19 protein-coding genes are annotated in these 24,594 nt (G+C 44.9%); 6 read left to right on the top strand and 13 right to left on the bottom strand.

Annotation, left to right across the window (positions count from 1 at the left end; translation table 11 throughout):
* Nucleotides 1-60: 60 nt before the first annotated feature.
* Nucleotides 61-414 (bottom strand): hypothetical protein, encoded by a 354-nt coding sequence (locus ACS8FD_RS04505; RefSeq protein ID WP_439274665.1) that lies wholly within the window; start codon nucleotides 412-414, stop codon nucleotides 61-63.
* Between the two features lie 80 nt (nucleotides 415-494).
* Here ACS8FD_RS04505 and ACS8FD_RS04500 point away from each other — a divergent pair, with 80 nt between their 5' ends.
* Entirely contained in the window at nucleotides 495-1,295 is an 801-nt protein-coding gene (locus ACS8FD_RS04500; RefSeq protein ID WP_439274664.1) for an NAD-dependent deacylase, read from the top strand.
* Between the two features lie 308 nt (nucleotides 1,296-1,603).
* On the opposite strand, the gene ACS8FD_RS04495 is transcribed toward ACS8FD_RS04500, so the two are convergent.
* The 4 genes from ACS8FD_RS04495 to ACS8FD_RS04480 all read right to left on the bottom strand — a co-directional run bounded on the left by ACS8FD_RS04495 (nucleotide 1,604) and on the right by ACS8FD_RS04480 (nucleotide 5,108).
* Nucleotides 1,604-2,605 carry an adenosine deaminase gene (locus ACS8FD_RS04495; protein ID WP_439274663.1) on the bottom strand — a complete coding sequence of 334 codons (1,002 nt, stop codon included), beginning with the start codon at nucleotides 2,603-2,605 and terminating at the stop codon, nucleotides 1,604-1,606.
* A gap of 48 nt (nucleotides 2,606-2,653) precedes the next feature.
* Nucleotides 2,654-3,178, bottom strand: coding sequence for a TPM domain-containing protein (locus ACS8FD_RS04490; RefSeq protein WP_439274662.1), 525 nt, complete (start codon nucleotides 3,176-3,178; stop codon nucleotides 2,654-2,656).
* A gap of 80 nt (nucleotides 3,179-3,258) precedes the next feature.
* Complete coding sequence (locus tag ACS8FD_RS04485; protein WP_439274661.1) at nucleotides 3,259-4,431, bottom strand: TPM domain-containing protein; 1,173 nt, start codon at nucleotides 4,429-4,431, stop codon at nucleotides 3,259-3,261.
* A 47-nt stretch (nucleotides 4,432-4,478) separates the two neighbouring features.
* A complete protein-coding gene (locus ACS8FD_RS04480; protein WP_439274660.1) occupies nucleotides 4,479-5,108 on the bottom strand; it encodes a LemA family protein in 630 nt (209 codons plus the stop codon).
* Nucleotides 5,109-5,851: 743 nt separating this feature from the next.
* Here ACS8FD_RS04480 and ACS8FD_RS04475 point away from each other — a divergent pair.
* A complete protein-coding gene (locus ACS8FD_RS04475) occupies nucleotides 5,852-7,417 on the top strand; it encodes an alanine/glycine:cation symporter family protein (RefSeq protein ID WP_439274659.1) in 1,566 nt (521 codons plus the stop codon).
* Nucleotides 7,418-7,767: 350 nt separating this feature from the next.
* Here ACS8FD_RS04475 and ACS8FD_RS04470 read toward each other — a convergent pair whose 3' ends face one another.
* Both ACS8FD_RS04470 and ACS8FD_RS04465 read right to left on the bottom strand, forming a co-directional pair.
* On the bottom strand, nucleotides 7,768-8,388 hold the full coding sequence (locus ACS8FD_RS04470) for a fasciclin domain-containing protein (RefSeq protein WP_439274658.1): 621 nt from the start codon (nucleotides 8,386-8,388) through the stop codon (nucleotides 7,768-7,770).
* Nucleotides 8,389-8,744: 356 nt separating this feature from the next.
* Entirely contained in the window at nucleotides 8,745-9,299 is a 555-nt protein-coding gene (locus ACS8FD_RS04465; protein WP_439274657.1) for a fasciclin domain-containing protein, read from the bottom strand.
* Nucleotides 9,300-9,882: 583 nt separating this feature from the next.
* Here ACS8FD_RS04465 and metH point away from each other — a divergent pair.
* Both metH and ACS8FD_RS04455 read left to right on the top strand, forming a co-directional pair.
* A complete protein-coding gene (gene metH, locus ACS8FD_RS04460; protein ID WP_439274656.1) occupies nucleotides 9,883-13,641 on the top strand; it encodes a methionine synthase in 3,759 nt (1,252 codons plus the stop codon).
* A 490-nt stretch (nucleotides 13,642-14,131) separates the two neighbouring features.
* Complete coding sequence (locus tag ACS8FD_RS04455) at nucleotides 14,132-15,622, top strand: hypothetical protein (RefSeq protein ID WP_439274655.1); 1,491 nt, start codon at nucleotides 14,132-14,134, stop codon at nucleotides 15,620-15,622.
* A gap of 56 nt (nucleotides 15,623-15,678) precedes the next feature.
* On the opposite strand, the gene ACS8FD_RS04450 is transcribed toward ACS8FD_RS04455, so the two are convergent.
* From ACS8FD_RS04450 to ACS8FD_RS04425, 6 genes are all read right to left on the bottom strand, one after another.
* Nucleotides 15,679-15,834, bottom strand: a complete 156-nt coding sequence (locus tag ACS8FD_RS04450) for a DUF2256 domain-containing protein (RefSeq protein ID WP_439274654.1) — start codon at nucleotides 15,832-15,834, stop codon at nucleotides 15,679-15,681.
* Nucleotides 15,835-15,871: 37 nt separating this feature from the next.
* Nucleotides 15,872-16,852, bottom strand: a complete 981-nt coding sequence (locus ACS8FD_RS04445) for a Xaa-Pro aminopeptidase (protein WP_439274653.1) — start codon at nucleotides 16,850-16,852, stop codon at nucleotides 15,872-15,874.
* A 200-nt stretch (nucleotides 16,853-17,052) separates the two neighbouring features.
* On the bottom strand, nucleotides 17,053-17,538 hold the full coding sequence (locus ACS8FD_RS04440) for an META domain-containing protein (RefSeq protein ID WP_439274652.1): 486 nt from the start codon (nucleotides 17,536-17,538) through the stop codon (nucleotides 17,053-17,055).
* 414 nt (nucleotides 17,539-17,952) lie between these two features.
* Nucleotides 17,953-18,075: a hypothetical protein gene (locus tag ACS8FD_RS04435; RefSeq protein ID WP_439244526.1), complete on the bottom strand. Its 123-nt coding sequence runs from the start codon at nucleotides 18,073-18,075 to the stop codon at nucleotides 17,953-17,955.
* 179 nt (nucleotides 18,076-18,254) lie between these two features.
* Entirely contained in the window at nucleotides 18,255-19,352 is a 1,098-nt protein-coding gene (locus ACS8FD_RS04430; RefSeq protein WP_439274651.1) for a lipase secretion chaperone, read from the bottom strand.
* A gap of 144 nt (nucleotides 19,353-19,496) precedes the next feature.
* Nucleotides 19,497-20,561, bottom strand: coding sequence for an esterase/lipase family protein (locus tag ACS8FD_RS04425; protein ID WP_439274650.1), 1,065 nt, complete (start codon nucleotides 20,559-20,561; stop codon nucleotides 19,497-19,499).
* 345 nt (nucleotides 20,562-20,906) lie between these two features.
* Between ACS8FD_RS04425 and map the strand changes: the two genes are divergently transcribed.
* Both map and glnD read left to right on the top strand, forming a co-directional pair.
* Nucleotides 20,907-21,698, top strand: a complete 792-nt coding sequence (gene map / locus ACS8FD_RS04420; RefSeq protein ID WP_439274649.1) for a type I methionyl aminopeptidase — start codon at nucleotides 20,907-20,909, stop codon at nucleotides 21,696-21,698.
* Between the two features lie 151 nt (nucleotides 21,699-21,849).
* Entirely contained in the window at nucleotides 21,850-24,594 is a 2,745-nt protein-coding gene (gene glnD, locus ACS8FD_RS04415; protein ID WP_439274648.1) for a [protein-PII] uridylyltransferase, read from the top strand.

Below are 24,594 nucleotides of genomic sequence, written 5' to 3'. Positions count from 1 at the left end.
TAGAACAATACAACGTGTTTATTTTATTTAGGATTAGCTGTAGCTAAATTTAGGTTTGGTCTACTTCGCGTCTGCTAAATGAGCGGCTAACAACTCACGGCTAGGAGTGCGGTGATAGTTAATAATTGGCACCTCACCTAATTTACGTTGACCGGCAGCTACGCTGTTATCGATAGTGATCATCGCGACTTTTTTGCCCTGACGGCTGACGAGTAGATGCTTGGCTTTGCGGCTAACCTGATATTCAGGAAAGCTCTTTTCGAGTAAAGCAGCAGTCTTTTGCAGCGCGTCGTTTTTTGGCAGTTTATTAGTACTGGCGCTATTAGCCGCTTTTGCGCCGCGAGCCTTGGCGAGTAGCCACAGTCCGGCCACAACACTTAGCAATATGACAAGCCACCATATTCCGTCTATCATAAAGGCATACATCCATCGTTATTGAATTGAGTGTTATTGAAGTACGTTGACTATAAAGGTTGCAGAATGAGGATTCCGTCATGGTAGCAGAATTATCAACAGAGTTAATAGGACATGTTGAACAGGCGGCGCAATTATTGCAGTCTGCCAAACGCGTTTGTATTTTGACTGGCGCCGGTATTTCAGCCGAGAGCGGTATCCCGACGTTTCGAGATAAGCAAACGGGTCTATGGGAGAAGTTTCGCGCAGAGGACTTAGCCAGCCCTATCGCTTTTGCGCGCGATCCTAAGCTGGTATGGTCTTGGTATCAGTGGCGTCGGCAGCTGGTGCATGACAAAGCGCCCAATCCGGCGCATCAGGCCTTGGCGCAGTGGCAATCCGCTAGCTCTCCATTGCAGCAGCACCTCACCTTAATTACTCAAAACGTCGATGACTTACACGAGCAAGCAGGAAGCGAAGCTATACACTTGCACGGTCATTTGTGGAAGAATCGCTGTAGTCAGTGCGATAGCGTTTATGAAGACCACCCCAACGCTAAAGATAAGCCGCTCGATTTCGATGAGCAGCTCATCGCTTGCACGCAGTGCGGCGGTTATATCCGGCCTGATATTGTTTGGTTTGGCGAGTCGCTACCCGTTGCCGCTTGGCAAACCGCTGAAGAGGCGGCAGCGGTTTGCGATGTCTTTATGAGTATCGGTACTTCAAGCCTCGTCTATCCAGCGGCAGGGCTTGCTCAATTGGCCAAGCAAAACGGCGCGCGGATCATTGAAATCAACCCTAACCCTACGCCAAATACAGTCGTAGACATCACATTAGCGGCAAAAGCAGGAGCCGTCATGCCTTTATTGATCGAAAAGGTAGTCGAAAAGTTAGACAAGTAGCCTGTTAAAACGAAGGCTACATATAGGGTCTGTTGAACATTCACAAGAAGGCACTGCTGATAACTAAAATGGTTCTAGTCTAGGTAAAAATCGCAGGTAATGCAGATGCCTTGGCTAGATTTTTACAACGAATAGAGCGATTTTAGTATCAGCTCGTAGAGACAGGACTCTTTTTTGCCGCTCCTTTGCTAAAAATATCCGCTTAGAATGACTAAACTAGATATTTTTACCTTTGAATCGTCTAAAAAATAGTCTCTATCAGTGCCACGGTCGAATGTTCAACAGACCCTAATTAAACATTTGCGTGACTAAGCATTCACTGCTGCATCTACTTTATCAAGATACGCTTGCTTTAACTCATCGCTGATAAACGCTGATTTAAAGGAGTTTTTGACCAAAGTGATAATATCGTCTGCCGATAAGTCGATATGCTCAGAAAGGTTAATAAAGTTCTGATTGATATAGCCTTTGAAATAAGCCGGATCGTCAGAGTTGACACTGACGTTTAAGCCGTAGTCTAGTAGTTCTTTAATATTGTGCTGCGGATAATCGTCAAATACTTTGAGCTCAATATTGGAGTTCGGGCAGACGGTGAGCGGTATTTGCTCTTTTTTTAGGCGCTGCATCAGCTCGGGGCTATTGATCGATTGCACGCCATGATCGATTCTTTCGATCGCTAATAGATCCAAAGCTTCATTAATATAGCTAAAATCAGCTTCCTCGCCGGCGTGAGCGACCAGTTTAAAGCCTTCTGCTTTGGCGCGTTTAAACACCGCTTCAAACTTAGCTGGCGGATTGCCTATCTCTGCTGAGTCGAGACCGACACCGATAATATCATCTTTATAAGCTAAGGCTTGCTCTAGGGTCTCAAAGGCCTCTTGCGCAGACAGATGACGCAAAAAGCACATGATAATAGCTGAGGTGATACCGTACTGCTGATGAGCATCTGCAAGTGCTCTTTTGATACCACTGATGACCGTTGCAAACTCAATGCCTCTTTCAGTATGGGTCTGCGGATCGAAAAATATCTCGGTATGGACAATGTTATTGTCCACACACTGCGAAATATAAGCCCAAGTCAAATCATAAAAATCATCCTGAGTGATTAAGACATTCGCCCCGGCATAATAGATATCCAAAAAGCTCTGTAGATTCGTAAAATTATAAGCCGCGCGCACATCCTCTACTGTTTCATAAGGAATAGCCACCTTATTCTTCTTGGCTAGTCTAAACATCAATTCTGGCTCAAGTGACCCTTCGATATGCAAATGCAACTCCGCTTTCGGCAATTTCTTTATCAGCTCAATCATCTTTTTTACCTTTATTATGTACTCTGTTATACGTTCTTTTACTTAGCTTTACTTCAAAAAAACCACCCCATCAGATAGCTCATTGCCAGCTGGATCGTGTTCGAGATGATAGTATTGGCGCAGCAGCTGTCCAATTTCATCGAGCAAATCGGCTAGACTCTCCTCGACTTTTTTACTAGCGATACCAGCAACCGCCTTATCACACATGGCTCGCCATACTGTTGGGCTAACATGAGCGCTGATACCACGATCTGCGATGATGTCTAAGCTTTGCTCACAGATATTGACATAGACTAGAACGCCGGTGTTCTCTTCGGTATCCCAAACACGGTAATCGCTAAATAAATCAACAGCACGCGCGCGCGCATTCATATGATAAGCGGCCTGAATTGGCAAAGCATTTTCTATAATCAAGAACACCTCACCGCGATGACCGATTTCAGCCTCTGTTACCTTCGCGGTCAGACGCGCCCTAGCCTCTGGCGTCAACCACCTACTGTGCAGCACGGGTACAAATGCGACCTGACGCCATAAGCGAGCGAAACTTGCCTGCGACGAGTTATCTTGGACCATGCTTGTGTTTCCTCAAATATGCTATTGCTCTATGAATAAATACTGACTCAATCAGGCGCGGCTAATTGAATAGCGCACCGCTACCAAGAGCCGCCAGCGCCACCACCACCGAAACCGCCACCGCCGCCGCCGAAGCCGCCACCACCAAAACCACCGCCGCCGAAGCCGCCGCTACCGCCGCCAAGACCGGGTAAGAATATCATACCGCCACCGCCGCCGCGTCCACCACGACCGCCTCCTGAGCCGCGAGAGATTAAGAATAGCCATATAAATATAGCCATGATAACGGTCATAAAGAAACCGCCACCTAAGGCTAAGGAGCCAGCAAAAAACCCACCCGCAGTCAGAATGGAGCCAAGCACACGACCGAATATATTAGTAATAAAGCTACCGAATATCATCGCCATAATGAATAAAAAAATAGGCGATGGCAGCTCATCTGAGCCTTGCTCGGCACGGCGCGCTTCTGCTTGCGCGTCAGCACGGGCTAATATCTCTGGATCAGCTGACAGACGCTGCTCGATTTTATCCAAACCAGCTAATAGCCCTGCACCGTAGTCGTTTTGCTTAAAATAGGGCGTAATATCTTCTCGAATGATACGATTCAAGGCAGCATCAGGTAGCACGCCTTCTAGCCCATAACCTGATTGGATATACATATCACGGTCGTTTACCGCAACTAGGATTAATAGACCATCGTCGGTATCAGCTTCGCCTAATTGCCATTTTTCAGCGGCTTGTAAGGAGTAGTCAAAGATAGGTACGCCGCCAGTTGTCGGTACGATAACGATAGCTGCTTGCGCTAACCCCTGACGATAGATACCTTGCAGCTGCGCCTCTAGACGCTGCTTTTGTTGCGGGTTTAAGATGTTGGCTTGATCGACGACTGGACTATTGAGAATAAGCTTATCTGCGTCTACGCCAGTAGCGGTAGAACGTACAGGAGGCTGATTGTTAGCTTGGGCTGGGTCAGTGGCAGGCCTGGTATCGGCATTGGCTGCGTTAGGATTGATAGCATCGTTACCGAGTATAGCGTCGTTAATCGCCTCATTACCGAGCACTGCATCATTGATTGCCTCATTGGACTCGCCCGCCTTCGCGATAGCGACTAAGTCTTCAACACTGCGTTGGTTCTGAACCTCACCATCAGCGCTAGCCACAGCGACCTCATTCTGCGCGGCAGACAGCGCCGAAGTGCTCGCGGCGCTAAGGGCGAATAATACGGCGGTTACGATTGCTCTAGAGTTACTCATCTAATCTATCTTACCTAATGTTTTTTCAAATAATAACCCGCTAAAAACTATTCACCAAAATCAACTTCAGGTGCCGTAGAGATAGCTTCTTCATTAGCGACTGTAAAGTTCGGCTTAGCGTCCATGCCAAATACTTTAGCGGTAATATTGGTTGGGAACTGGCGCACCGTTGTATTATAACCTTGCACTTCTTGGATATAACGATTACGCGCAACCGCAATACGGTTCTCAGTACCCTCTAACTGCGCTTGCAGATCTTGGAATAAGGCATCAGACTTTAGATCTGGATAGCGCTCTGATACGGCCATAAGTCTTGAGAGTGCGCCTGTCATCTGCGACTGGGCTTCAGCATAACGCTCCATTGCTTCTGGGTCATTAAGGAGCTCTGGGGTCACGGTGATGCCGCCCGCTTGTGAGCGTGCTTGCGCCACTTCGGTAAATACCTCTTGCTCTTGCTCAGCGTACTGCTTGACAACATTAACCAAGTTTGGCACCAGATCGTCTCGGCGCTGATATTGGTTAACCACCTCTGACCACGAAGCGGTCACTTGCTCATCTTGCGCTTGCAGATTGTTATAGCCACAACCGCTTAAGCTCACAGCTGAGGTCGCTAATACCGCTGATAACAATAAGGGTTTAACAAAAGATAAGGGCTTAATCATAGATTGGCGTACCATTGATATGTCTCCAAATAATAATCTCATAATGAGTCATGCTTTTAGGCCGCTACATATAGCTGTTCTTAAAACGGTATGTAGGCAGTCTAAGTCTATGCTGCTAATGATGGCAACATCATAGCTGTTTTACAATTAACCGTTACCAAAACACAACCGCAAACTAATAACAGCGCTACCTTACAAGAAATCAAAACCTGTCTTCGATGACTTTAATATAATTTTTCTCAGGACTAAACTTAAATTGTTTTTTAGTTTAGTCAAGCAAAAAAAAGGTTATGTGATAAGAAATATCTAGTAATTTATCAAAAAATATGGCAAATTGCTGTTACGCAGCCGTACGGTTAGCATACATTTAGTAGTAGATTTAATACTAGATAGAGATAGTCTGTTACAAAGTTTGATTTTTAGCGTATAGTTATTAGGCTAACTGTCAGTGCTGATGAACTTATTATCGACTTAGCATAATGTTTTAAAAAACCATCTTATGATATTTTTCAAGTCATTATGACATAACGATATTACTATAATGTAGTGACCAAGGCGGCAAATGGAATTGCACCGCAGCTCATTGTTTGTTGGAACGCAACAAAAAGATACTCAAGGAATGAAGCGATGAGCCGCGCGGGTAAACACAAGAAACTCATACTCAGTAGGACGTTCAATAGAAGCCCAAGATAGCTTGTATCTCATTGCGGCTTCTGTCCTTATCAATACGCTACTGAGGACGTTTGAGGAATATAGATATGGAAAGTTTAGTTGGTTTAGCGAATGACATTATTTGGAGCCCAGCGCTGGTTTATTTATGCCTAGGCGCCGGGCTTTTTTATTCTATTTTAACGCGCTTTGTACAAGTGCGTTTATTCGGTGAGATGCTCAGACTGTTATTTAAGGGCAAACCTGATAATGATGGTATCTCATCGTTTCAGGCATTAGCGGTATCTCTTGCAGGCCGCGTCGGTATGGGTAACATCGCCGGTGTCGCAGCTGCTATCGGTTTTGGTGGTCCTGGTGCTGTATTTTGGATGTGGATTGTGGCGTTCTTGGGCGCATCAACCGCTTATGTTGAATCTACTTTAGGTCAGATTTATAAAGAGCGCGACGTCGTCACTGGCGAATATCGCGGTGGACCAGCTTACTACTTTGAGCGCGCACTGGGTCAAAAGTGGTACGGTATTTTATTCGCCATTGCCTCTATTGTCGCTTGTGGGGTGTTCCTACCGGGCGTACAGGCTAACGGCGTTATCAATGCTGTCGCTCAGGTCGCAGGTGAAGGCTCAGCGATGAACTTTATGGGCATAGATACAGGCTCTACTCGTCTGATCGCCTTAGCTATCATTCTAGTAGTTTTAGGCTTTATTATCTTTGGTGGTATTAAGCGTATTGCAACCTTTACTGAATACGCCGTTCCTTTTATGGCTTTAGGATATATCATTCTAGCGCTACTCATTATGTTCACCAACTTCAGCATGATTCCAAAAGTATTTGGCATGATCGTTGGTGATGCCTTTACCGCACAAGCAGGTTTCGGTGCTGCTATCGGTTGGGGTGTGAAGCGTGGTATTTACTCAAACGAAGCCGGTCAAGGTACAGGTCCACACGCAGCATCAGCTGCAGCGGTCGACCATCCGGCACAGCAGGGCTTGGTACAGGCATTCTCAGTATACGTCGATACTTTATTAGTTTGTTCTGCTACTGCCTTTATGATCTTATCTACGGGCATGTACAACATTCAAGGAACTTTGGCGGACGGTCAATTCCTAGTACAGAACGTCGCAGCTGACGTTGAGATAAGCTCACCGTCATTTACCCAAATGGCGATGGAATCAGTCTACGGTACTTTTGGTAATACCTTTATTGCGATTGCGGTATTCTTCTTTGCCTTTACCACTATTTTGGCTTACTACTATATCGCTGAGGTCAATATCTCCTTCCTCACCCGCTCTATGGGTAAAGGCGCTAGTAAAATCGGTCAGTTCGTTGTCAAGCTAGTTATCATGTTCATGGTTGCTTATGGCGCATTGAACAGCTCTGGATTCATCTGGGGACTCGGCGATGTCGGCGTTGGTCTGATGGCATGGCTCAACATCGTAGGTATTATCATTATCTTCTTTGTAGCGCGTCCTGCTATCGATATCCTACGCGATTACGAAGCACAGCTCAAAGCAGGCGGTGGTACGACTTCTAATAGATTCGTCTTTGATCCTAAGAAATTCGGTATCAAAAATGCAACTTACTGGGAAGATCGTCATGCTGCTGAAGTTGCGCTGAAAAGACAGGAAGCAGATCTGCGTAAAGAGCCTAGAGTTTAGACTCTGATAAAAGATAACTTCAATGAAGAATGAACGTCCTATTGATAAAAACTCGCAGCTTAGGTTGCGAGTTTTTTTATGTGATCTGCCTACCCTTCTTACACACTTATTTGCGTTGCTCGTCTAAGCTGCCACAGAATCTGTATAACTTTTGCTTGAAACAAGCATTCCAGTAGCGCTACTGTGGCGTTATAACGGTTTATATTGAATCTAGTATAGTTATTTCTAGTCGATATTGAGCGCTTCGAAAGCTTTATTATCGAGCAGGATTGACATAAAAAATTGGCGCAAAAAAAAGCCCAACCTATAGGCTGAGCTTCTTTAAAAATTTGATTAAGATCTATTGGAGATTACTCAGGCATTAGTACCGTGTCAATAGTATGAACGACACCATTGGTCGCCACAATATCAGTTCCAGTAATGTTCGCCGTATTGCCGGTCGCATCAGTGATGACGTTAGCATCGCTAATAGAAATCGTCTCGCCATTAGCTGTTTCGATATCTGTACCGTAAGGAATATCAGCTGCCATTACGACCATAGGAACCACATGGTAAGGAAGAACGCTGTTAAGTAGCTCGGTATTAGCCAATAGCTCTTCTTTTGTAACGCCTAACTTTTCTAGTACAGGAGCAAAAGCATCATCAGTAGGAGCAAATACAGTATATTCCCCTGCGTCCATCAGCATAGTGTCTAGACCCGCTGACTGTAGTGCCGCGGTCAGAATCGTTAAGTTTTCATTATCTGCTGCTATTTCAGCAATAGACTGAGTCGCCATCGTATCTGCCATTGGATCTTCAGTAGCCATTGGATCCGCCTCAACTGCCGGATCAACCATTACTTCTGTTTCAGTAACTTCAGTGGTTGTCACCTCTGGCTCTACTGGATCGGCAACCGTTTCCGTGTCGTTACAGGCTGCTAGCGATAAAGCAGAAGTGGCAACCGCTAGAGATAGTAGTGTCTTCTTTAACATAATAGTATCCTTTCTAATTAATATAAGTGGTGCTGTGAATGAAATTCATAACTGCTTGCTGTCATAATCAACGATAGCAATTCAAGTTTGAGAGTAACACATCAAGTGGCTAATACTATGTATAGGTAATGATATGGAGGTATAAATAATGATATGAAGTTTAGATTTATTGTCGTCTTCATACTTTTATGCTTAGAACATCCAGTCATTTTACAAATAATCAGCTTGGCTAAATAAAAAATTAAGCTTTTAAAAAGTATTGGTTGAATAAAGTTAATGAACCTTGAATAATTATCTCATCAAAGTTCACTAACGATTGAATTAAGCTAGTTATTTAAATTAATCCAATAAATATCTTATTTCGGCAATAGCACTTTATCGATAACGTGTACGACGCCATTGGTTGCTGCGATATCCGTCTTGACGATAGTAGCCGTACGACCGTTTTCATCCATCAGCATTTTCTGCGGAGTAACCATTAGAGTATCGTTACTAGCAGTCATAACCTTACCAGGCATAACGTCTTTGGCATACATAGCCATGTCACCATTAATGACATGATATCCTAATATTTTAGTTAAAAGGGGTTTATTGGCAAACAACTGCGCTTTTGTCATACCTGTATCAGCTAACGCCTGCGCGAAAGCAGCATTAGTTGGCGCAAAGACGGTATAGTTAGCATCAGGATCAGATAACATACCTGCTAAGCCTGCAGCTTGTACTGCTTCTACTAGTATTGAGAAGTCCGCATTGCTCTGCGCTACTTGTACCACGTTCATTTTGGCCATAGCTGGATTAGTCATCGGCGCTTTCATCGGTGCAGTCTTTGCAGGCATGATATTGTTACATGCTGATAACCCTGCCATAGATATCGCTAGGGCACTAATAGTCGCTAATTTAGTCATTTTCATAGTCATATCCTCATTCATGAAGTGTCTCCTACTTTTCCATTTAGGAGTTGATTTGTTGTTATATAGAGGGATTCTTTTATAAAAAGACTATGAGTCATCATTTATCACTTTAGTGTGTATCTACTAAAATGAATAATAAAACCAAAACTTATAAGAAATTCTTATAGAAGAACAACCCTTCTGAATTTAAATTAACATATAGAATTTTGATATAAATCTGTTTTTACGCTACTTTTTGTAATGCCAGTGTAAGTTTTGCTCAGTTTTTAAGCAGTCGTTAACGCCTTAATTTTACTGTGGGTTTTTATTGTCGTCACTATCAATATTGAGAATCGAAATGATATTTATTTAAAGTTTTTTACTTAAAAATTTGTTTAGATGGCGCTCTAATATTTCAAGAAAGCGTGTAACAAAATAGCTATCTATATCTTTTTATTGACTCCCTAGACAATTAAAGTCATAGAAACGGCTCTTAAGTGACCCCTGAATGGTTTACTTTTCATGTTAATATGCCTACATTTACTTTTATTATATTAAACAGCTATCCTTCCCTTTTAGACATCATAATATAAGTGCTTCTCCTATGACTTCAAAAACCACGACTAATGATTTTTTGCTAACACCGCCGTCTGTCTTTCCTTATAAAGAGCAACAACTCAGCGCCCGCGCACGTATCGAAGCGCAGATGGCAAAGCGTATTTTGATGCTCGATGGTGCGATGGGCACGCAGATTCAGACCTATAAATTAGAGGAAAAAGACTATCGCGGTGAGCGTTTTGCCAATATCGAGCAAGACGTGCGCGGTAATAATGATCTGCTCGTGCTGACGCAGCCGCAAATGATCACCGATATTCATTATGACCATCTCGCAGCAGGTGCGGATATCATTGAGACCAATAGCTTCAATGGTACGCGGTTATCGATGGCCGACTACGATATGGAATATCTAGTGCCAGAGCTGAATATTACCGCCGCTCAGCTAGCGCGTAAGGCCGCGGATGAATTTACTGCAAAAAACCCCGACAAGCCGCGCTTTGTCGCTGGGGTCATTGGCCCCACTTCGCGCACGTGTTCGCTGTCGCCTGATGTCAATGATCCTGCCTATCGTAACGTCACCTTCGATCAATTAGCTGATAACTACCGCGAGGCGACACTGGCACTTATCGAAGGCGGCGTCGATATTATCTTAATCGAGACGGTGTTTGATACGCTGAATGCCAAAGCGGCGATATTTGCCATCACCGGCGTCTTCGACGATATCGGCTTTGAGTTACCGATTATGATATCAGGCACGATTACTGATGCTTCGGGTCGTACTTTATCTGGGCAGACGGCAGAGGCTTTTTATAACTCGGTGCGTCATGCCAAGCCATTATCAGTTGGCTTTAACTGTGCGCTTGGCGCTGATGCGCTGCGTCCGCACATCCAAACGCTATCGAATATCGCTGATACCTATGTCTCAGCGCATCCAAACGCCGGCCTGCCAAATGAGTTCGGTGAATACGACGAGACCCCTGAGCAAACCACTGCGCTGCTAGAAGGCTTTGCCAAAGCGGGTATTTTAAACATCGTCGGCGGCTGCTGTGGTACCACGCCTGAACACATTCGCCTCATTGCAGATATGGTGGCTCATTATCCGCCGCGCGTTATTCCTGAGATTGCGCCTGCCTGCCGTTTGTCTGGGCTTGAGCCGTTCAACATCACGCCTGATAGTTTATTTGTCAACGTCGGTGAACGTACCAACGTTACGGGTTCGAAGAAGTTTTTGCGCTTGATCAAAACCGAAGTTTACACCGAAGCACTCGATGTGGCGCGTGACCAAGTTGAAGGCGGCGCGCAGATCGTCGATATCAATATGGATGAAGGCATGCTTGACTCCAAGCAGGCGATGATCCATTTTGTTAACTTGGTTTCAGGTGAGCCGGATATCAGTCGTGTACCCTTGATGCTTGATTCGTCGAAATGGGATATCATCGAAGAAGGTCTCAAGCGCGCGCAAGGCAAATGCGTGGTTAACTCCATCTCTTTAAAAGAGGGCCACGATGAGTTTGTCCGCCATGCTAAGCTCTGTATGCGTTACGGCGCGGCTATCATCGTCATGGCCTTCGATGAAGACGGTCAGGCCGATAGTCTTGAGCGTAAAATTCAAATCTGTCAGCGCAGCTACGATGTGCTGGTCAATGATATCGGCTTCCCATCTGAAGATATTATCTTCGACCCCAACGTCTTCGCGGTCGCCACCGGTATCACTGAGCACAATAATTATGGCGCTGACTTCATCAACGCGACCAAATGGATCACGGACAACCTGCCTAATGCGATGGTATCAGGCGGCGTCTCTAACGTCTCCTTTAGTTTTCGCGGCAACCCCATCCGCGAAGCTATCAACTCGGTATTCTTGTATCACGCCATTCAAAACGGTCTGACTATGGGTATTGTCAACCCGGCGATGCTGGAGATATATGACGACATTCCTAAGGAAGCCCGCGATGCCATCGAAGATGTCATGCTCAACCGTAATCAAGGCGAAAGCGGTCAAGATGCCACCGAGCGCCTAATGACCGTAGCGGAAAGCTTCCAGAACGACGGTAAGAAAAAAGACAGTACCGTCGATATGAGCTGGCGCGAGGGCACTGTAGAAGAGCGTATCGCTCATGCCTTAGTTAAAGGCATTACCACCTTTATCGATGCTGACACCAAAGAGGCTTGGGAGAAATATCCCAAACCGCTAGAGGTCATCGAAGGGCCATTGATGGACGGGATGAATATCGTCGGCGACTTATTTGGTTCCGGTAAAATGTTCTTACCGCAAGTGGTGAAATCGGCGCGCGTCATGAAGCAATCCGTTGCTTGGCTCAACCCGTATATCGAAGCGGAAAAAGTCGAAGGCGAGAAGAAAGGTAAAATCCTCATGGCAACGGTCAAGGGGGATGTGCATGACATCGGCAAAAACATCGTCGGCGTGGTACTCGGCTGTAATGGCTACGATATCGTCGATCTCGGCGTGATGGTGCCGTGCGAGAAGATTCTCGATACCGCTATTGCCGAAAAAGTCGACATTATTGGCTTGTCAGGCTTGATTACCCCTAGTCTCGATGAAATGGTCTATGTCGCTAAGCAAATGCAAGAACGCGGTATGACGCTGCCACTTATGATCGGCGGAGCTACCACTTCTAAAGCGCATACGGCGGTAAAAGTCGAACCGCAATATCAAAACGATGCGGTCATCTATGTTTCAGATGCTTCGCGCTCAGTCGGCGTGGTTACCAAGCTGCTCTCCAAAGACAATCGTCAAGGCCTTATCGATGAAACCCGCGAAGAATACATTAAGGTGCGCGAGCGTCTGGCTAAGCGCCAGCCCAAAGCGGCTAAAATCTCTTATACTGAATCGGTAGAGCTTGGTTTCCAGTATGATTGGGACAGTTATACCCCGCCTTTACCGAATAAACTCGGTCAGGTGATATTAGACGACTACCCTATCGATAATTTGCTACCTTATATCGACTGGACACCGTTCTTTATCTCTTGGGGTTTGGCGGGCAAGTATCCTAAAATCTTGCAAGACGATGTCGTTGGTGAAGCCGCGCGTGATTTGTTTGATAATGCTAATGACTTAATGCAAAAGATGATCGATGAAAAGCTCATCGTTGCCAAAGGCGTGTTTAAACTCATGCCTGCCCGCCGCACTGGCGCGGATACGATTAGCGTTTATGACAAAGCGCCTGAAGACGGCGGCGCACCAACGCATACCTTTGAGCATTTGCGCCAGCAGTCGGACAAAGCCAGCGGCAAGCCCAACTTTAGCTTAGCGGATTTCATTTCGCCCTCAGATAAGTACACCGATCATATCGGTGGCTTTACCGTATCGATAGTCGGCACCGAAGATTTGGCTGAGCAGTATAAAGCCGCGGGCGATGACTATAACGCGATCATGGTACAAGCGCTATCCGATCGCCTCGCTGAAGCCTTTGCTGAGCATCTGCATGAGCTGATCCGTAAAGACTACTGGGGCTATCAGCCAACTGAGACGCTCACCAATGATGAGATGATCAAAGAAAAATACATCGGTATCCGCCCTGCGCCGGGCTACCCTGCCTGTCCTGAGCACACGGAAAAAGGCAAACTATTTGATTGGCTCGGCACAGTTGATGCTATCGGTACGAGACTGACGGAGAACTTTGCGATGTGGCCGGCGTCCTCGGTCAGTGGCTTTTACTACTCGCATCCAGATAGCGAATACTTCAATGTCGGTAAGATAAGCCGTGATCAGTTAGAGGATTATGCCAAGCGTAAGGATTGGGATATAAAAACCGCTGAGAAGTGGTTAAATCCGAATTTGTAGGGTTACTAATAATTTAGCGACATATTATTGATTGTCTTTGGCGTACTAATCAAAGTTTAGTACGCCGAGTTTTTTTGTCTCTATTATTTTTTTGCAATAATGTCTTTAACCGTAACGCATCTAATGGCACCGCCATATTTTCTCTCCTAGCAGCTTAGGTTAGAAAACGTGGCGGTTTTTTATTATCTTAGTATCAGTTAAAAGACTTTAGCTGTTGTATGCGATATACGTTTATACCGCGACTATACCTCTTCATATCTTAAATAATTTATATTTACTTTTTTTACATAATATTCAGAAAACTCTCTGTTTTTGTTAGCTTACCTTAATTATTTTTGATATATTTACTATTATGAATATAAATAAGTTATTTTAATTATATTCTATGCCGCTATCTTGAAGGCATTTTTCTTTTCCTACTAAAAGGAGCAACAAGGACGTTCGTTTGAGCTTAGTTCGATTTTACATTTTAATTCAAGGAGAGATGAAAATGAAATCATTCAAATTAGCATTACTAACGCTTACCACTGCACTGCTTTTACAAGGGTGTGGTGATGATAACGATAGCTCACCATCCACATCAGTACCTGATCAATCAGATATCGACACCAATATTGTTGGTTTTTGGAACCAAGACGGTGGCAATGACAACAACTTGAGCGCTATATCTTTTATGAGTGACGGCACTTATGTGCAAGTGCAGGTTGACAATGAATCGCTGGTCGATGATCCAGAAGGCGGCCTAGAATGGGGGACCTATGAGATTAATAGGAAAACTGGCAAGCTGACCACCACACAGCTATTTGATGAAAATGGTGATGTGGGACTGTCAGAAGATGTCGATTACTTTGCTAGCGTTGTTGATGGCAAGCTGGTCATTGAGGCCGATGATAACGAAAACGGCGTCATCGATAGTGATGAACAATATCAGTTTTCAGAAATCAAACCCGACGGCATCGTAGGCGCTTGGAGCTTTGATGATGTAGATGATACGGATGATGAGCTGATTGGCGTGGCTTTTTTAGATAATAATCAGTACGTTCATGTACAAGTGAGCTCGGATCTCTCAGTTGATAACGATGAAAACGGTCTTGAATGGGGCACTTATGCCATCAACCCATCCACCAATCAACTCACAACCAACCCAACCTTTGATAGTAATGCTGGAAAGGGACTCTCAGAACAAAGCACACGTTACGCGCGCGTGACTGATGATGAGCAGCTCATTCTTGATGTCGATGACGATTCATTTAGCTTTTCAAGAACTGCGGTTAAAGGAACAGTCGATGCGCAGATGCTATCAGGGTTGTGGCGCATGGATTTGGGCAATGAGGAGCTAGTGACCTTGTCTTTCTTGGACGATGGCACCTATGTGCAGACGCAAGTAACAGGTACGACTTCTTCGAGAGGCTCTAATAATGGTATCGAATGGGGTGAATACTCGCTAAACAATAACGAACTGAAAGTCGATGAGATCGTTTATGATGGTAATGGTACGTCCGGCCTATCAGACGACGTGTTAAGAACAGTGCAAATCTCTGATGATACGCTGACGTTAGGTGTTGATGAAGACGGTGATAAGGTTATAGAAAGCGATGAGCTATATACCTTCTCAAAAGCCGAGTCTGAAAATGAGCTAGGTATTTGGAAGGCACAAGCAAGTCAGGTTAATGATGAGCTAGTACTGTTTGGTTTTTTAGATGATCAAACGTTTTTCCATATCGAAGTCGATCAAGAGTTGCCTTATGAATACAGTACTGTGCCACTTGCTGGGATGGACTGGAATACTTATACTTTAGGCAATAATGGCTTGTTTACTCTTGGGCAGTCATTGTATAGTAGTACAGGTGGTGACGATTTATCGTTTTTCTACCAGATGAATGTCAATGTCAAAGACGATACTCTGACCTTTAGGGCCTATTCAGATCAGACATCAGTAAATAACGATGATGGCGAAACCGTTGTTTTTGATCGTCAGTAATCATTAAAAAAAACCTATAATACAAAACTCAGCTTATCCATTGATAAGCTGAGTTTTTATTTGGATAGCTCGCTTTTTGCCTTACTTCTTCGACAGCGCTCCGAACAATACACCACATTGTCCCAATCCTTCTCCCATTTTTTACGCCATGTAAAGGGGCGCTGGCAAACTGGGCATATTTTCTTAGGTAGGTTTGCCTTTTTATGGGCCATGATTTACCTCATTATTTGTATACGTAACGATAGCAAGCTACTTGCTCCACACTGGCGAGCGCACTACGCCACCTGTTTTACTACTAATGGTATAGCTACTACCACCGGTTAAAGAGCGTATCACCAAACTGCCACTTGTCTGTGCGCCTATTGGCGACTGGCGTGTCGGGTACACCGCGTATTGACCAGAGGGAGACAGTTTTGCCGGCTCGTCGAGTCCGGTCTCAGCTAAATTGGTGACTTGACCTGTCGTTAAGCTTATCACTGCCGCCTGCCGACCATTGAGATAGCCCATCTGCTTACCATCTAAGCTCAATTGCGGACTAGCAGCGTAGCCACCAGTCGCTATAGGCGCAGCCTTGCCAGTAGCAAAGTCATAGCGATACAGACGCGGATGCCCTGCCCGGACTTTGTCACTGACATAGACAAAGCTTTGCCCGTCGCTGGCGTAGCTTGGCTGCACCTCAGTACTCGGTAGCGTCGTCAGCTGTCTGGTGCTACCATCAGCTAAATTCAGCTCATAGATATCAGCATTACCGCTGACTGTTGAGCTATAAAGCAGCTTTTTTCCATCGGGTGAGAATGCTGCTGATAGATTACTGCCATTGCTATTGACGATAAGGTTATGAGTCTGGTTGCTACGATCGTAAATATAAATCTTTGGGCTTTGACGCGGCGCTTGTTTGCTATAAGCGAGTAGCTGACCATCTGCCGACCAAGCTGGCGAATACAGATAGCCGCCCAGCTGCGCAATGACTTGTCTGCCTGTACCATCAGGGCGGATACTATATAGCGTTGATACTTTGGCAGCGCCTACCCCTTTTTCTTCGATATAAGCGATATGTCCTTGTCGATCTATAGCGGACATATTGGCGGTTAAGGGGCTAAGAGCAACTGGCCTAGCATTCTTCTTTAGGTCAGCATTTGGTAGCGTTTGGCAGGCGCTCAAAATCGTTAAACTGGCTATAGCAGTAATAAGCGCTACAGTGGAGGTCGACGGTTTAATCAGGAGCAACATACTATATATCTCAATAAATGTTTCTATTAGTTTACCCTATAACTTTATGCGTTTTTACATAAAAAAAGCCCCGCTTGTTAGCGAGGCAATTTTATAGTTTTACTTTTAGCTCTAGTTGCTTTTTGGATCTTAGTGCTTTGTATATTCTGCTCTAGAAACCACTAGCATCAGTACCCTAATTATATTAAAGACCAATCGAACTATTTAGCAACTGCTTTAAAATGAGCCACTTGATTATCATTACGAATCGTCAAAATAGGCACATTATTCGCATTTCTGTTTAGGCTATATTTGCCTTGTACGGTTGCCATAGTCGCCGTGTCAAAGCTAGCTTGTGGCTCAGGGCACGCTTTCATAGTGCTCATTACGTTACCTAGCTGCACACTGTTATCAACGACGCGATAAGTGCCACCGATATTATTACAAGTATTCATGAAGCTAACGCGTTGGTTACCATTGTCTTTGAAGAAGTTCAAAGTCAGCGGGTTGTTTGGCATAGTAAATAGCTGAGTGACTTTTTCGCCATTAGCGCGTTTGGCATCTACTAATTGCCAGTTATAGGCTTCTAATGCGTCAACAGTTAGCGGCTGAGCGACTGGAGCTGTTACGCTAGGAGTGGTTTGGCAACCAGCAAGCGTACCAACTGCTAGCGTGGCGGCCATAGCTAATTTAGTCATATTTTTCATATTCTCTCCCAATATTAAGTATTGAACAATAACTGCTTAATAGTAATAAGTTTTTATAATGATAAGTTTATACATTTATTCGTCTTGCTAAACAGTGCCACTATTATGCCTAACGACATTGTCACTGTCATCAATAGTTGAGTATATAGTTAGCCCATTCTTTGTTCCACTTTTGAGGGGTTTTGCTAACGACTCTTGCTAGTTGTACTATTAGCTGCTAACTAGTTGCCCTCTTAGAACTTTTCTTTGTGTCGTAGCCTCTTTATTATAGTACCTCTCACCGTAACGCTAACCTAAAAAAACCTCGCTAGCTAGCAAGGCTTAATAGAACTTGAAACTAATAAAATAGACTCTGTAAGCGGTAACATCAACTTTGAATAAGTCACTTTTGAGTTATTAGCTCATTGAGTGGTCTTAAATGACATCGGTACCAGTAATATTTGGCTCAGCAGTGGGCTGAGTTGCTAATGATTGGCAACCTGCTAAAACGCTGACTAAAGCGATGCTAGTCATTAATAATTTGATGGTGTTTTTCATTTGAACTCCTAATATTAGTACTGAATGAGTTTATTGCTATCATTATTAAGCAATGACAACTGTAGTACTCAACGTTGCCTTGGTTAATAAATTTAACTTAACTAGGTTCTATTAACTACTATCTTTGTCATTGCTATAAGTTACTTAGTGTTAATACTTAGATTTTATTGTAACAAGAGCTATTCAAGTGCATTCTTTTTCAAAGCGGCGTAACCAGCCAAACGTTTGCGCTCAGCATCATCAAACAACTGTTTTTCTAACTGGATGATTTGAGTTTGTGCCTGCGCCTTGTCAGCGGTTTGAGCCAGAACTTTCTGCTTTTGGCTTTGTAGCTGCTGAAAACGCTGATCGAAGTTGGCATCTTGCTGATCGACTTGGGCCAGCCTTGTGGCCGCAGCCTCCCCTACTAGCTCACGGCGCATATTATACAGTGCTTCAGGCGATGCGCCTTTCGCTTTCATTTCCTGAGTACGCGCCATCAGCTCGCCTAGGTTGGCTTGCTGCTCGATATTGGCTTTGATAGCGTTATCGGGCATACGGCTAATGTAGTCTTGCCGTACCGCTTGTTTTTGTGCCTCCGAGAGTTGCTGGTTTTGGTTGATTCTGACCATCTCCATACTATAGTCGTCGTACTCCTCCTCGCTACTAAAAAAAGCGACAATCGTCTCTTGGGCAAAAAACTGCTGGCGCAGCTGAGCCACATCTTGTCTTTGCTGCGATACGGCATTCAAATCTAACTGACCACTTTTAGTCGCTTGCAGTTGCAAATTGCCATAGCGCTTCTCTATATCGGGAATGGCTTTTAGGTAGGCGACATACTGATTAAAGATAGCGACTGCCTGACTAGCAGCCGGCTCTGGGGTATGATGACGGATATAGCTCTCAACGCGAGCATAAATAGTGGCTTCATCCTCTTCACCAAGCGCTGATAAAAAATAATCAAATAAACGCCGTAAACCCTCAGTCACCACTAATTGCTTATTTTCATCGATGATAATCTCGCCATCGACATCTGTGCCTCGCAAGGATCGCGGTAAACTTTCCAGACCCGTAGTAAAAGGGCTTGTTTGCGGCGCTAGCGCCTCATCACCTTTACCAGGATCTGACATAGCTGTCATCGAACTGCCACTGTCATTATCGGCAGCGCTAACCGCCGCTGTCATCGGCTCAGCAGCGCTTGGGTCCGGCTTAAACCAAACAATGACTGCAATAACACCTATCACAAGAGCAAGAATAATGAGCAGGCCATAAGGAAAACGGCGTTTATTGGATGTCATAGCGATTCTTTGCCTATTTACTATTTAGATTGAAGACATAGCTTAGTTTATTTTACGAGCAAGCAGGGTCAACCGAGTTGACCCTGTTTAGTGTGGTTTGCACGAATTTAATGTTAATGCTGCCACTATAGGCGTGATAGCGAATTACATGCCTGCTTTTTTCAGACGATTGGCCTGATCGCGGTAGACTGTCTTGGGGTTAGGCTGACCCCAAGCGACTAAACCTAGCATTTGGTTAACCGAGTCTAAGTGATTCATTTTATAATCATCACGGATAACGTAACCCAACCGACTAGAGCAAGCTGATACTAAGCCATCATTAGGATCATCATAAGCCTGTGATGTCGCTAACATGACATAATCAATAGGATCGAGGGCATTGGTCACTTGACCGACACCGCTGAAGGAATAGTAGCTAATGCCATTGACTTTAGTTGCGGTTGGCTGACCACAGTAGCTAGTCGGCATCGCTGCTGAGAATTCGCGGTTAAAGTCTTTTGTGTAATCCGTCGTTAAGGCCGTTACCGCACCAAAACTATACTGCTCTTGCAACTCGTCAATAGGAATGCCGGCGTTTAGATCCATAAAATTACCTAAAAAGCCAAATAGCGTTAAAGCGGCTTTGGTCGCAGTATTGTACTCACCATTGACTCTGTCATTATCAATCTGCTCAACCACCCAATCCGCTAATGCTGCGCCTTGACCAGGACTGGCAACCGCCGTCACTGAAGCGACATACTGCGGCGCAACGCCAGCGACATAGCGGATATCGTGTCCACCGTGACTGTGCCCGAGCAGATTAACTTTTGGGCTGCCGGAGACGGCGCTGATGGTTTTGACTTGCTGCAATAACTGCTCACCGCGCACTCGGCTATCGTTAAAGGATGAGGTCTTAGTGGCATAAACTTGCGAGCCACCTTGCATTAAGGTTTGCGGAATACCATAAAAATAATCGATGCCTAACAGTTTAGTAAAACCGACTAGGCCATGAGTCATTACTAACGGATACTTGGTATCAGTATGGCTTGAGGTCCACCATTTGCTATCTACTTTTTGACAGCCAGTAGCATTGGCACAGTTATAGAAACTGCCAGCAGCTTGCGCTGATGTTGCTGGCATAGCCATTAATAAAGCGCTAGTACCTAAGGCACTTAGCAGAGGTAGCATTTTGTTTTTTGATACTGCGAAAAGAGAGGTTTTGAGAGTCATGAGCACATCCTTGTTATTGTTAAGATTTATCGGTCTTTGTATAAGCTCAATAACATAAACTACTGAGCACAAACTATTTAGTCGCAATCAGTAGCCGCTCGCAAAAACCTATGCCAATCCATTTGGCATTTAAATTACATTACTCATATACTTTGTAATAATCAATTGACAATAAGTACTTTTTTAAAAACTGGTAGGTCAATAGTCGACTTTTGATGATTAAATAGACATTGTGATTCATACACACTGTCTCCATATAGTGTGCAATAAACCTCTTCAATCCTTAAATAGCATGTTTATGCTATAATCAGGGCACTCTAAATCTTTAACTGTAAGTATAAGAATATGATAAAAAAATCTCTCATTCAGTCTCCTGAAGCCTTAGATAAAATGCGTGTCGCAGGCAAGCTCGCCAGCGACGTCCTTGTTATGCTCGATGAGCATGTGAAAGTCGGCGTCAGCACCGAAGCGCTCAACCAAATCGCTCATGATTATATTGTCAATGAGCAACAAGCGATTCCGGCACCGCTGAACTATAATGGCTTTCCAAAGTCTATCTGTACTTCTGTCAATCATGTGGTCTGTCACGGTATCCCTACCGAGAGCAAGCTCCTTAAAGACGGCGATATTATCAATATCGATGTTACGGTCATCAAAGACGGCTACTACGGCGACACCTCGAAGATGTGGATCGTGGGTAATGGCTCTATTATGGCTGAGCGTATCTGTAAGGTCGCACAAGATGCGCTCTACGCAGGTATGAGCGTAGTAAAAGACGGCGCGCGTTTGGGCGATGTTGGCGCGGCTATCCAAGAAGTGGTCGAGCCTGAACGTTTCAGTATCGTGCGTGAGTTCTGTGGTCATGGTATCAGTAATGAGTTTCATCACGAGCCGCAAGTAATGCATTATGGCAAAAAAGGCACGGGCTTTGAGCTGAAGACGGGCATGACTTTTACTATTGAGCCGATGATTAACCAAGGTACTTGGCAGACCAAGATATTGCCGGATGAATGGACGGCGATTACCAAAGATCGTAAGCTCTCGGCACAGTGGGAGCATACGATGGTAGTCACGGACAATGGCTGCGAGGTCTTTACTACTCGTCCCGAAGAAGATTTGAGTTTTTTGACTCAGTAGTTGCATAAATAAAAGATCGCTTACGCGGTCTTTTTTTTGCGGTTGATTTATACTTTATAGTATTAAAACCCTCATAATAGTATTACACCCCTCATAGTATTACAGCCCTCGGTTTTCGATTTCTAAGTATTTGGTTTATGGGATAACGATCATGTTCACTTGCGATGTTGCATCTCTCTATATTACGCCGTTACCAGCATTAGCACCGCCTAATGAGTCAGCAGGCACGCCTTTATTGGTCGTTAATGATCCCAACAAACACTCCTTGTTAGGTATCCCTGAGTGGTTAGCGCAGATCAATGAAGATATCAGCCGGGCGCTTGAGCGCGGTGTCAATATCAGACCATTAGTCGCAGCGCGTGCCTGTGCTATCGATGAGCTCTTGAGCAGTCTTTTTTTATGGTTCGAATTGGAGCAGACGGATCTGGCACTATTTGCTGTTGGCGGCTATGGCCGCGGTGAGCTGTCTTTGTATTCAGACATCGATATCTTATTACTCGCTCCCAATGCAATCCGCGCAGAGGTCAGTACTAAAATAGATCGCTTAGTCGCTATGCTTTGGGATGTTGGCCTTGAGCCGGCGCTTGCTGTGCGTAGCGTTGATGATTGCTTAGAAGCCGCTCAGGATCACACAGTCGCCAGCTCCTTGCTTGAAGCTAGACTACTCATAGGCAATAACGATCTAAAAGACACGCCTATCGCCGTCGTTAATAAGCTATGGTCGCAGCTCGACTTTTATGAGATCAAAATCAAAGAAGCCAAAAACCGTTATCTACAGCACAATGCTACCGAATACAATCTTGAGCCGAATATAAAAACAGCCCCTGGCGGTCTGCGTGATATTCATATTATCGGCTGGGTGACTAAACGCTATTTTCGTGTCGGTAAGCTCTATGACTTAGTGCAGCAAAACTTCTTGACTGAAAAAGAGTTTGATGAGCTCAGCTTTGCCGAGAGTTATATCTGGCAAATACGCCATCATTTGCATGAGCTGACCGGCCGTAATGAAAATAGGCTGTTGTTCGATTATCAGCGTGATATCGCTAGGCTTATGGGTTATGAGACTCAGCCTGATGACGAGCCCAATGCAGCGGTCGAACGTTTTATGCGCGATTACTATCGCTGCGCTATGCAGATATCGACTTTGTCTGAGATGCTCATCAATCATTATTTTGAGACTATCATAGAGCCGCATCTGCCTGAAGAGGAGCGCCCAAGCAAGCGCCCCTTAAACGCGCGTTTCAATCAAATCGGCGATCAAATCGCTATCGCCCATCATCGTGTGTTTGCTCAACATCCGGAAGCGATATTAGAGATGTTCTTACTCATGGGGCAGCAAGGGATAAAAAAAGTCCGCACCCATACGCTGCGCGCGCTCAAAGTTGCTGCTCGAGGTATTGACCAAAACTATCGTGACACGCCTGAGCATCAAGCGCTGTTTTTGGCTAATCTTAAAGAGCAAAACTATCTATTCCATCGCTTGCGAACGATGAACCGTTACGGCGTCTTAGGTAATTATATCCCTTCTTTTGCGCAAGTAACGGGGCTGATGCAGTACGACTTATTCCATCGCTATACGGTCGATGCGCATACGCTGTTTTTGATTCGCATTTTGCATCGCTTCACCGATGACAGGTTTCAACAAGACTTTCCGCTAGTTAGCGCTATCTTTCAGCGCATTGAACGTAAAGAGATTTTAGTGCTCGCGGCGATGTTCCATGATATTGCCAAAGGTCGCGGCGGTAATCATAGCGAGCTTGGGCAAACCGAATCGATCGAGTTTTGCCTTAAGCATGGTATGAGCTTAGCGGATGCTAACCTGGTGGGCTGGCTGACACGCTATCATTTACTGATGTCGATGACCGCGCAAAAAAAGGACATCTCAGATCCTGATGTGGTGACTGTATTTGCCGATCTTGTCAGTAATGTCACGCACCTCAATCATCTGTATGTACTCACCGTTGCCGATATGAATGCCACTAATCCACAGCTCTGGAACAGCTGGCGCGCCAGTCTCATGAAGCAGCTGTACTCGCAGACGCGGCGTATATTGCGCGCTGATATTGACGCTCCTACCAACCGTCAAGACATGATTCGTGCCACTCGTAAGCAAGCTATGCAAATGCTTGACTCAGCAGACAATCAGCATATGAACCGTGAAGAGGTGCTAAGGCTGTGGGACGACTTGGGTGATGAGTACTTTTTGCGAGAGATTGCTGAGGATATTCTTTGGCATACCGCCGCAATTTTGGCGCATCCGCCGATTGGTCGGGCCTCAGATGCTGATAGTGCGCCTTTGGTAGTGCTGCGTGAGCACCGGGAGCTGGCGCTGGATGCGGTACAAGTATTTGTCTATACCCAAGATCAGGATAATCTATTTGCAGTAACGATGGCGGTCTTTGATCAGATGAATTTGGATGTGTTAGATGCTCGTATTATCACTGCTACACGTGATTTTGCTTTGGACTCTTACGTCTTACTCGATCGTAGCGGTACTTTATTGACGGAAGCCGACGAGCAAGAAGAGTTAAAGCAGCGTTTAATCGATGCGTTCAAAGATCCTAGCGCTCCGAAATTAACCAGCAAGCGCCTGCCTCGGCAATTGCTGCATTTTGATATCCCAACGACGATTAGCTTTGAGTTCAATGAAGCTTCTAATCAGCACATCATGAGCTTACAGACGCTCGATCAACCAGGGCTACTGGCACGTGTGGGTCAAGTATTCTTGCAGCAAAGTATAGAAGTGCACGCCGCTCGTATTACTACGTTAGGCGAGCGTGCTGAAGACATGTTTTATATTAGTGACCAAAACGACGCCCCTTTATCTAACAGTATGTTAGCTACCCTAAAGGAGGCATTGATAGCCAGTCTGAGCGTTCGCCTAGATCATAGCTAA

It is taken from the genome of Psychrobacter sp. 1U2 (assembly GCF_051847575.1).
The sequence above is the reverse complement of the archived record's forward strand: the minus strand, read 5'-3'. Positions and strand labels throughout refer to the sequence as shown.

What these genes read in the sequence shown, in the direction of transcription:
- ACS8FD_RS04445 (WP_439274653.1), bottom strand. Translation starts at nt 16,852, where the DNA reads ATGTTGCTCCTGATTAAACCGTCGACCTCCACTGTAGCGCTTATTACT.
- ACS8FD_RS04440 (WP_439274652.1), bottom strand. Translation starts at nt 17,538, where the DNA reads ATGAAAAATATGACTAAATTAGCTATGGCCGCCACGCTAGCAGTTGGT.
- ACS8FD_RS04425 (WP_439274650.1), bottom strand. Translation starts at nt 20,561, where the DNA reads ATGACTCTCAAAACCTCTCTTTTCGCAGTATCAAAAAACAAAATGCTA.
- metH (WP_439274656.1), top strand. Translation starts at nt 9,883, where the DNA reads ATGACTTCAAAAACCACGACTAATGATTTTTTGCTAACACCGCCGTCT.
- ACS8FD_RS04480 (WP_439274660.1), bottom strand. Translation starts at nt 5,108, where the DNA reads ATGGTACGCCAATCTATGATTAAGCCCTTATCTTTTGTTAAACCCTTA.
- map (WP_439274649.1), top strand. Translation starts at nt 20,907, where the DNA reads ATGATAAAAAAATCTCTCATTCAGTCTCCTGAAGCCTTAGATAAAATG.
- ACS8FD_RS04430 (WP_439274651.1), bottom strand. Translation starts at nt 19,352, where the DNA reads ATGACATCCAATAAACGCCGTTTTCCTTATGGCCTGCTCATTATTCTT.
- glnD (WP_439274648.1), top strand. Translation starts at nt 21,850, where the DNA reads ATGTTCACTTGCGATGTTGCATCTCTCTATATTACGCCGTTACCAGCA.
- ACS8FD_RS04455 (WP_439274655.1), top strand. Translation starts at nt 14,132, where the DNA reads ATGAAATCATTCAAATTAGCATTACTAACGCTTACCACTGCACTGCTT.
- ACS8FD_RS04470 (WP_439274658.1), bottom strand. Translation starts at nt 8,388, where the DNA reads ATGTTAAAGAAGACACTACTATCTCTAGCGGTTGCCACTTCTGCTTTA.
- ACS8FD_RS04485 (WP_439274661.1), bottom strand. Translation starts at nt 4,431, where the DNA reads ATGAGTAACTCTAGAGCAATCGTAACCGCCGTATTATTCGCCCTTAGC.
- ACS8FD_RS04495 (WP_439274663.1), bottom strand. Translation starts at nt 2,605, where the DNA reads ATGATTGAGCTGATAAAGAAATTGCCGAAAGCGGAGTTGCATTTGCAT.
- ACS8FD_RS04475 (WP_439274659.1), top strand. Translation starts at nt 5,852, where the DNA reads ATGGAAAGTTTAGTTGGTTTAGCGAATGACATTATTTGGAGCCCAGCG.
- ACS8FD_RS04465 (WP_439274657.1), bottom strand. Translation starts at nt 9,299, where the DNA reads ATGAAAATGACTAAATTAGCGACTATTAGTGCCCTAGCGATATCTATG.
- ACS8FD_RS04490 (WP_439274662.1), bottom strand. Translation starts at nt 3,178, where the DNA reads ATGGTCCAAGATAACTCGTCGCAGGCAAGTTTCGCTCGCTTATGGCGT.
- ACS8FD_RS04450 (WP_439274654.1), bottom strand. Translation starts at nt 15,834, where the DNA reads ATGGCCCATAAAAAGGCAAACCTACCTAAGAAAATATGCCCAGTTTGC.
- ACS8FD_RS04505 (WP_439274665.1), bottom strand. Translation starts at nt 414, where the DNA reads ATGATAGACGGAATATGGTGGCTTGTCATATTGCTAAGTGTTGTGGCC.
- ACS8FD_RS04435 (WP_439244526.1), bottom strand. Translation starts at nt 18,075, where the DNA reads ATGAAAAACACCATCAAATTATTAATGACTAGCATCGCTTTAGTCAGC.
- ACS8FD_RS04500 (WP_439274664.1), top strand. Translation starts at nt 495, where the DNA reads ATGGTAGCAGAATTATCAACAGAGTTAATAGGACATGTTGAACAGGCG.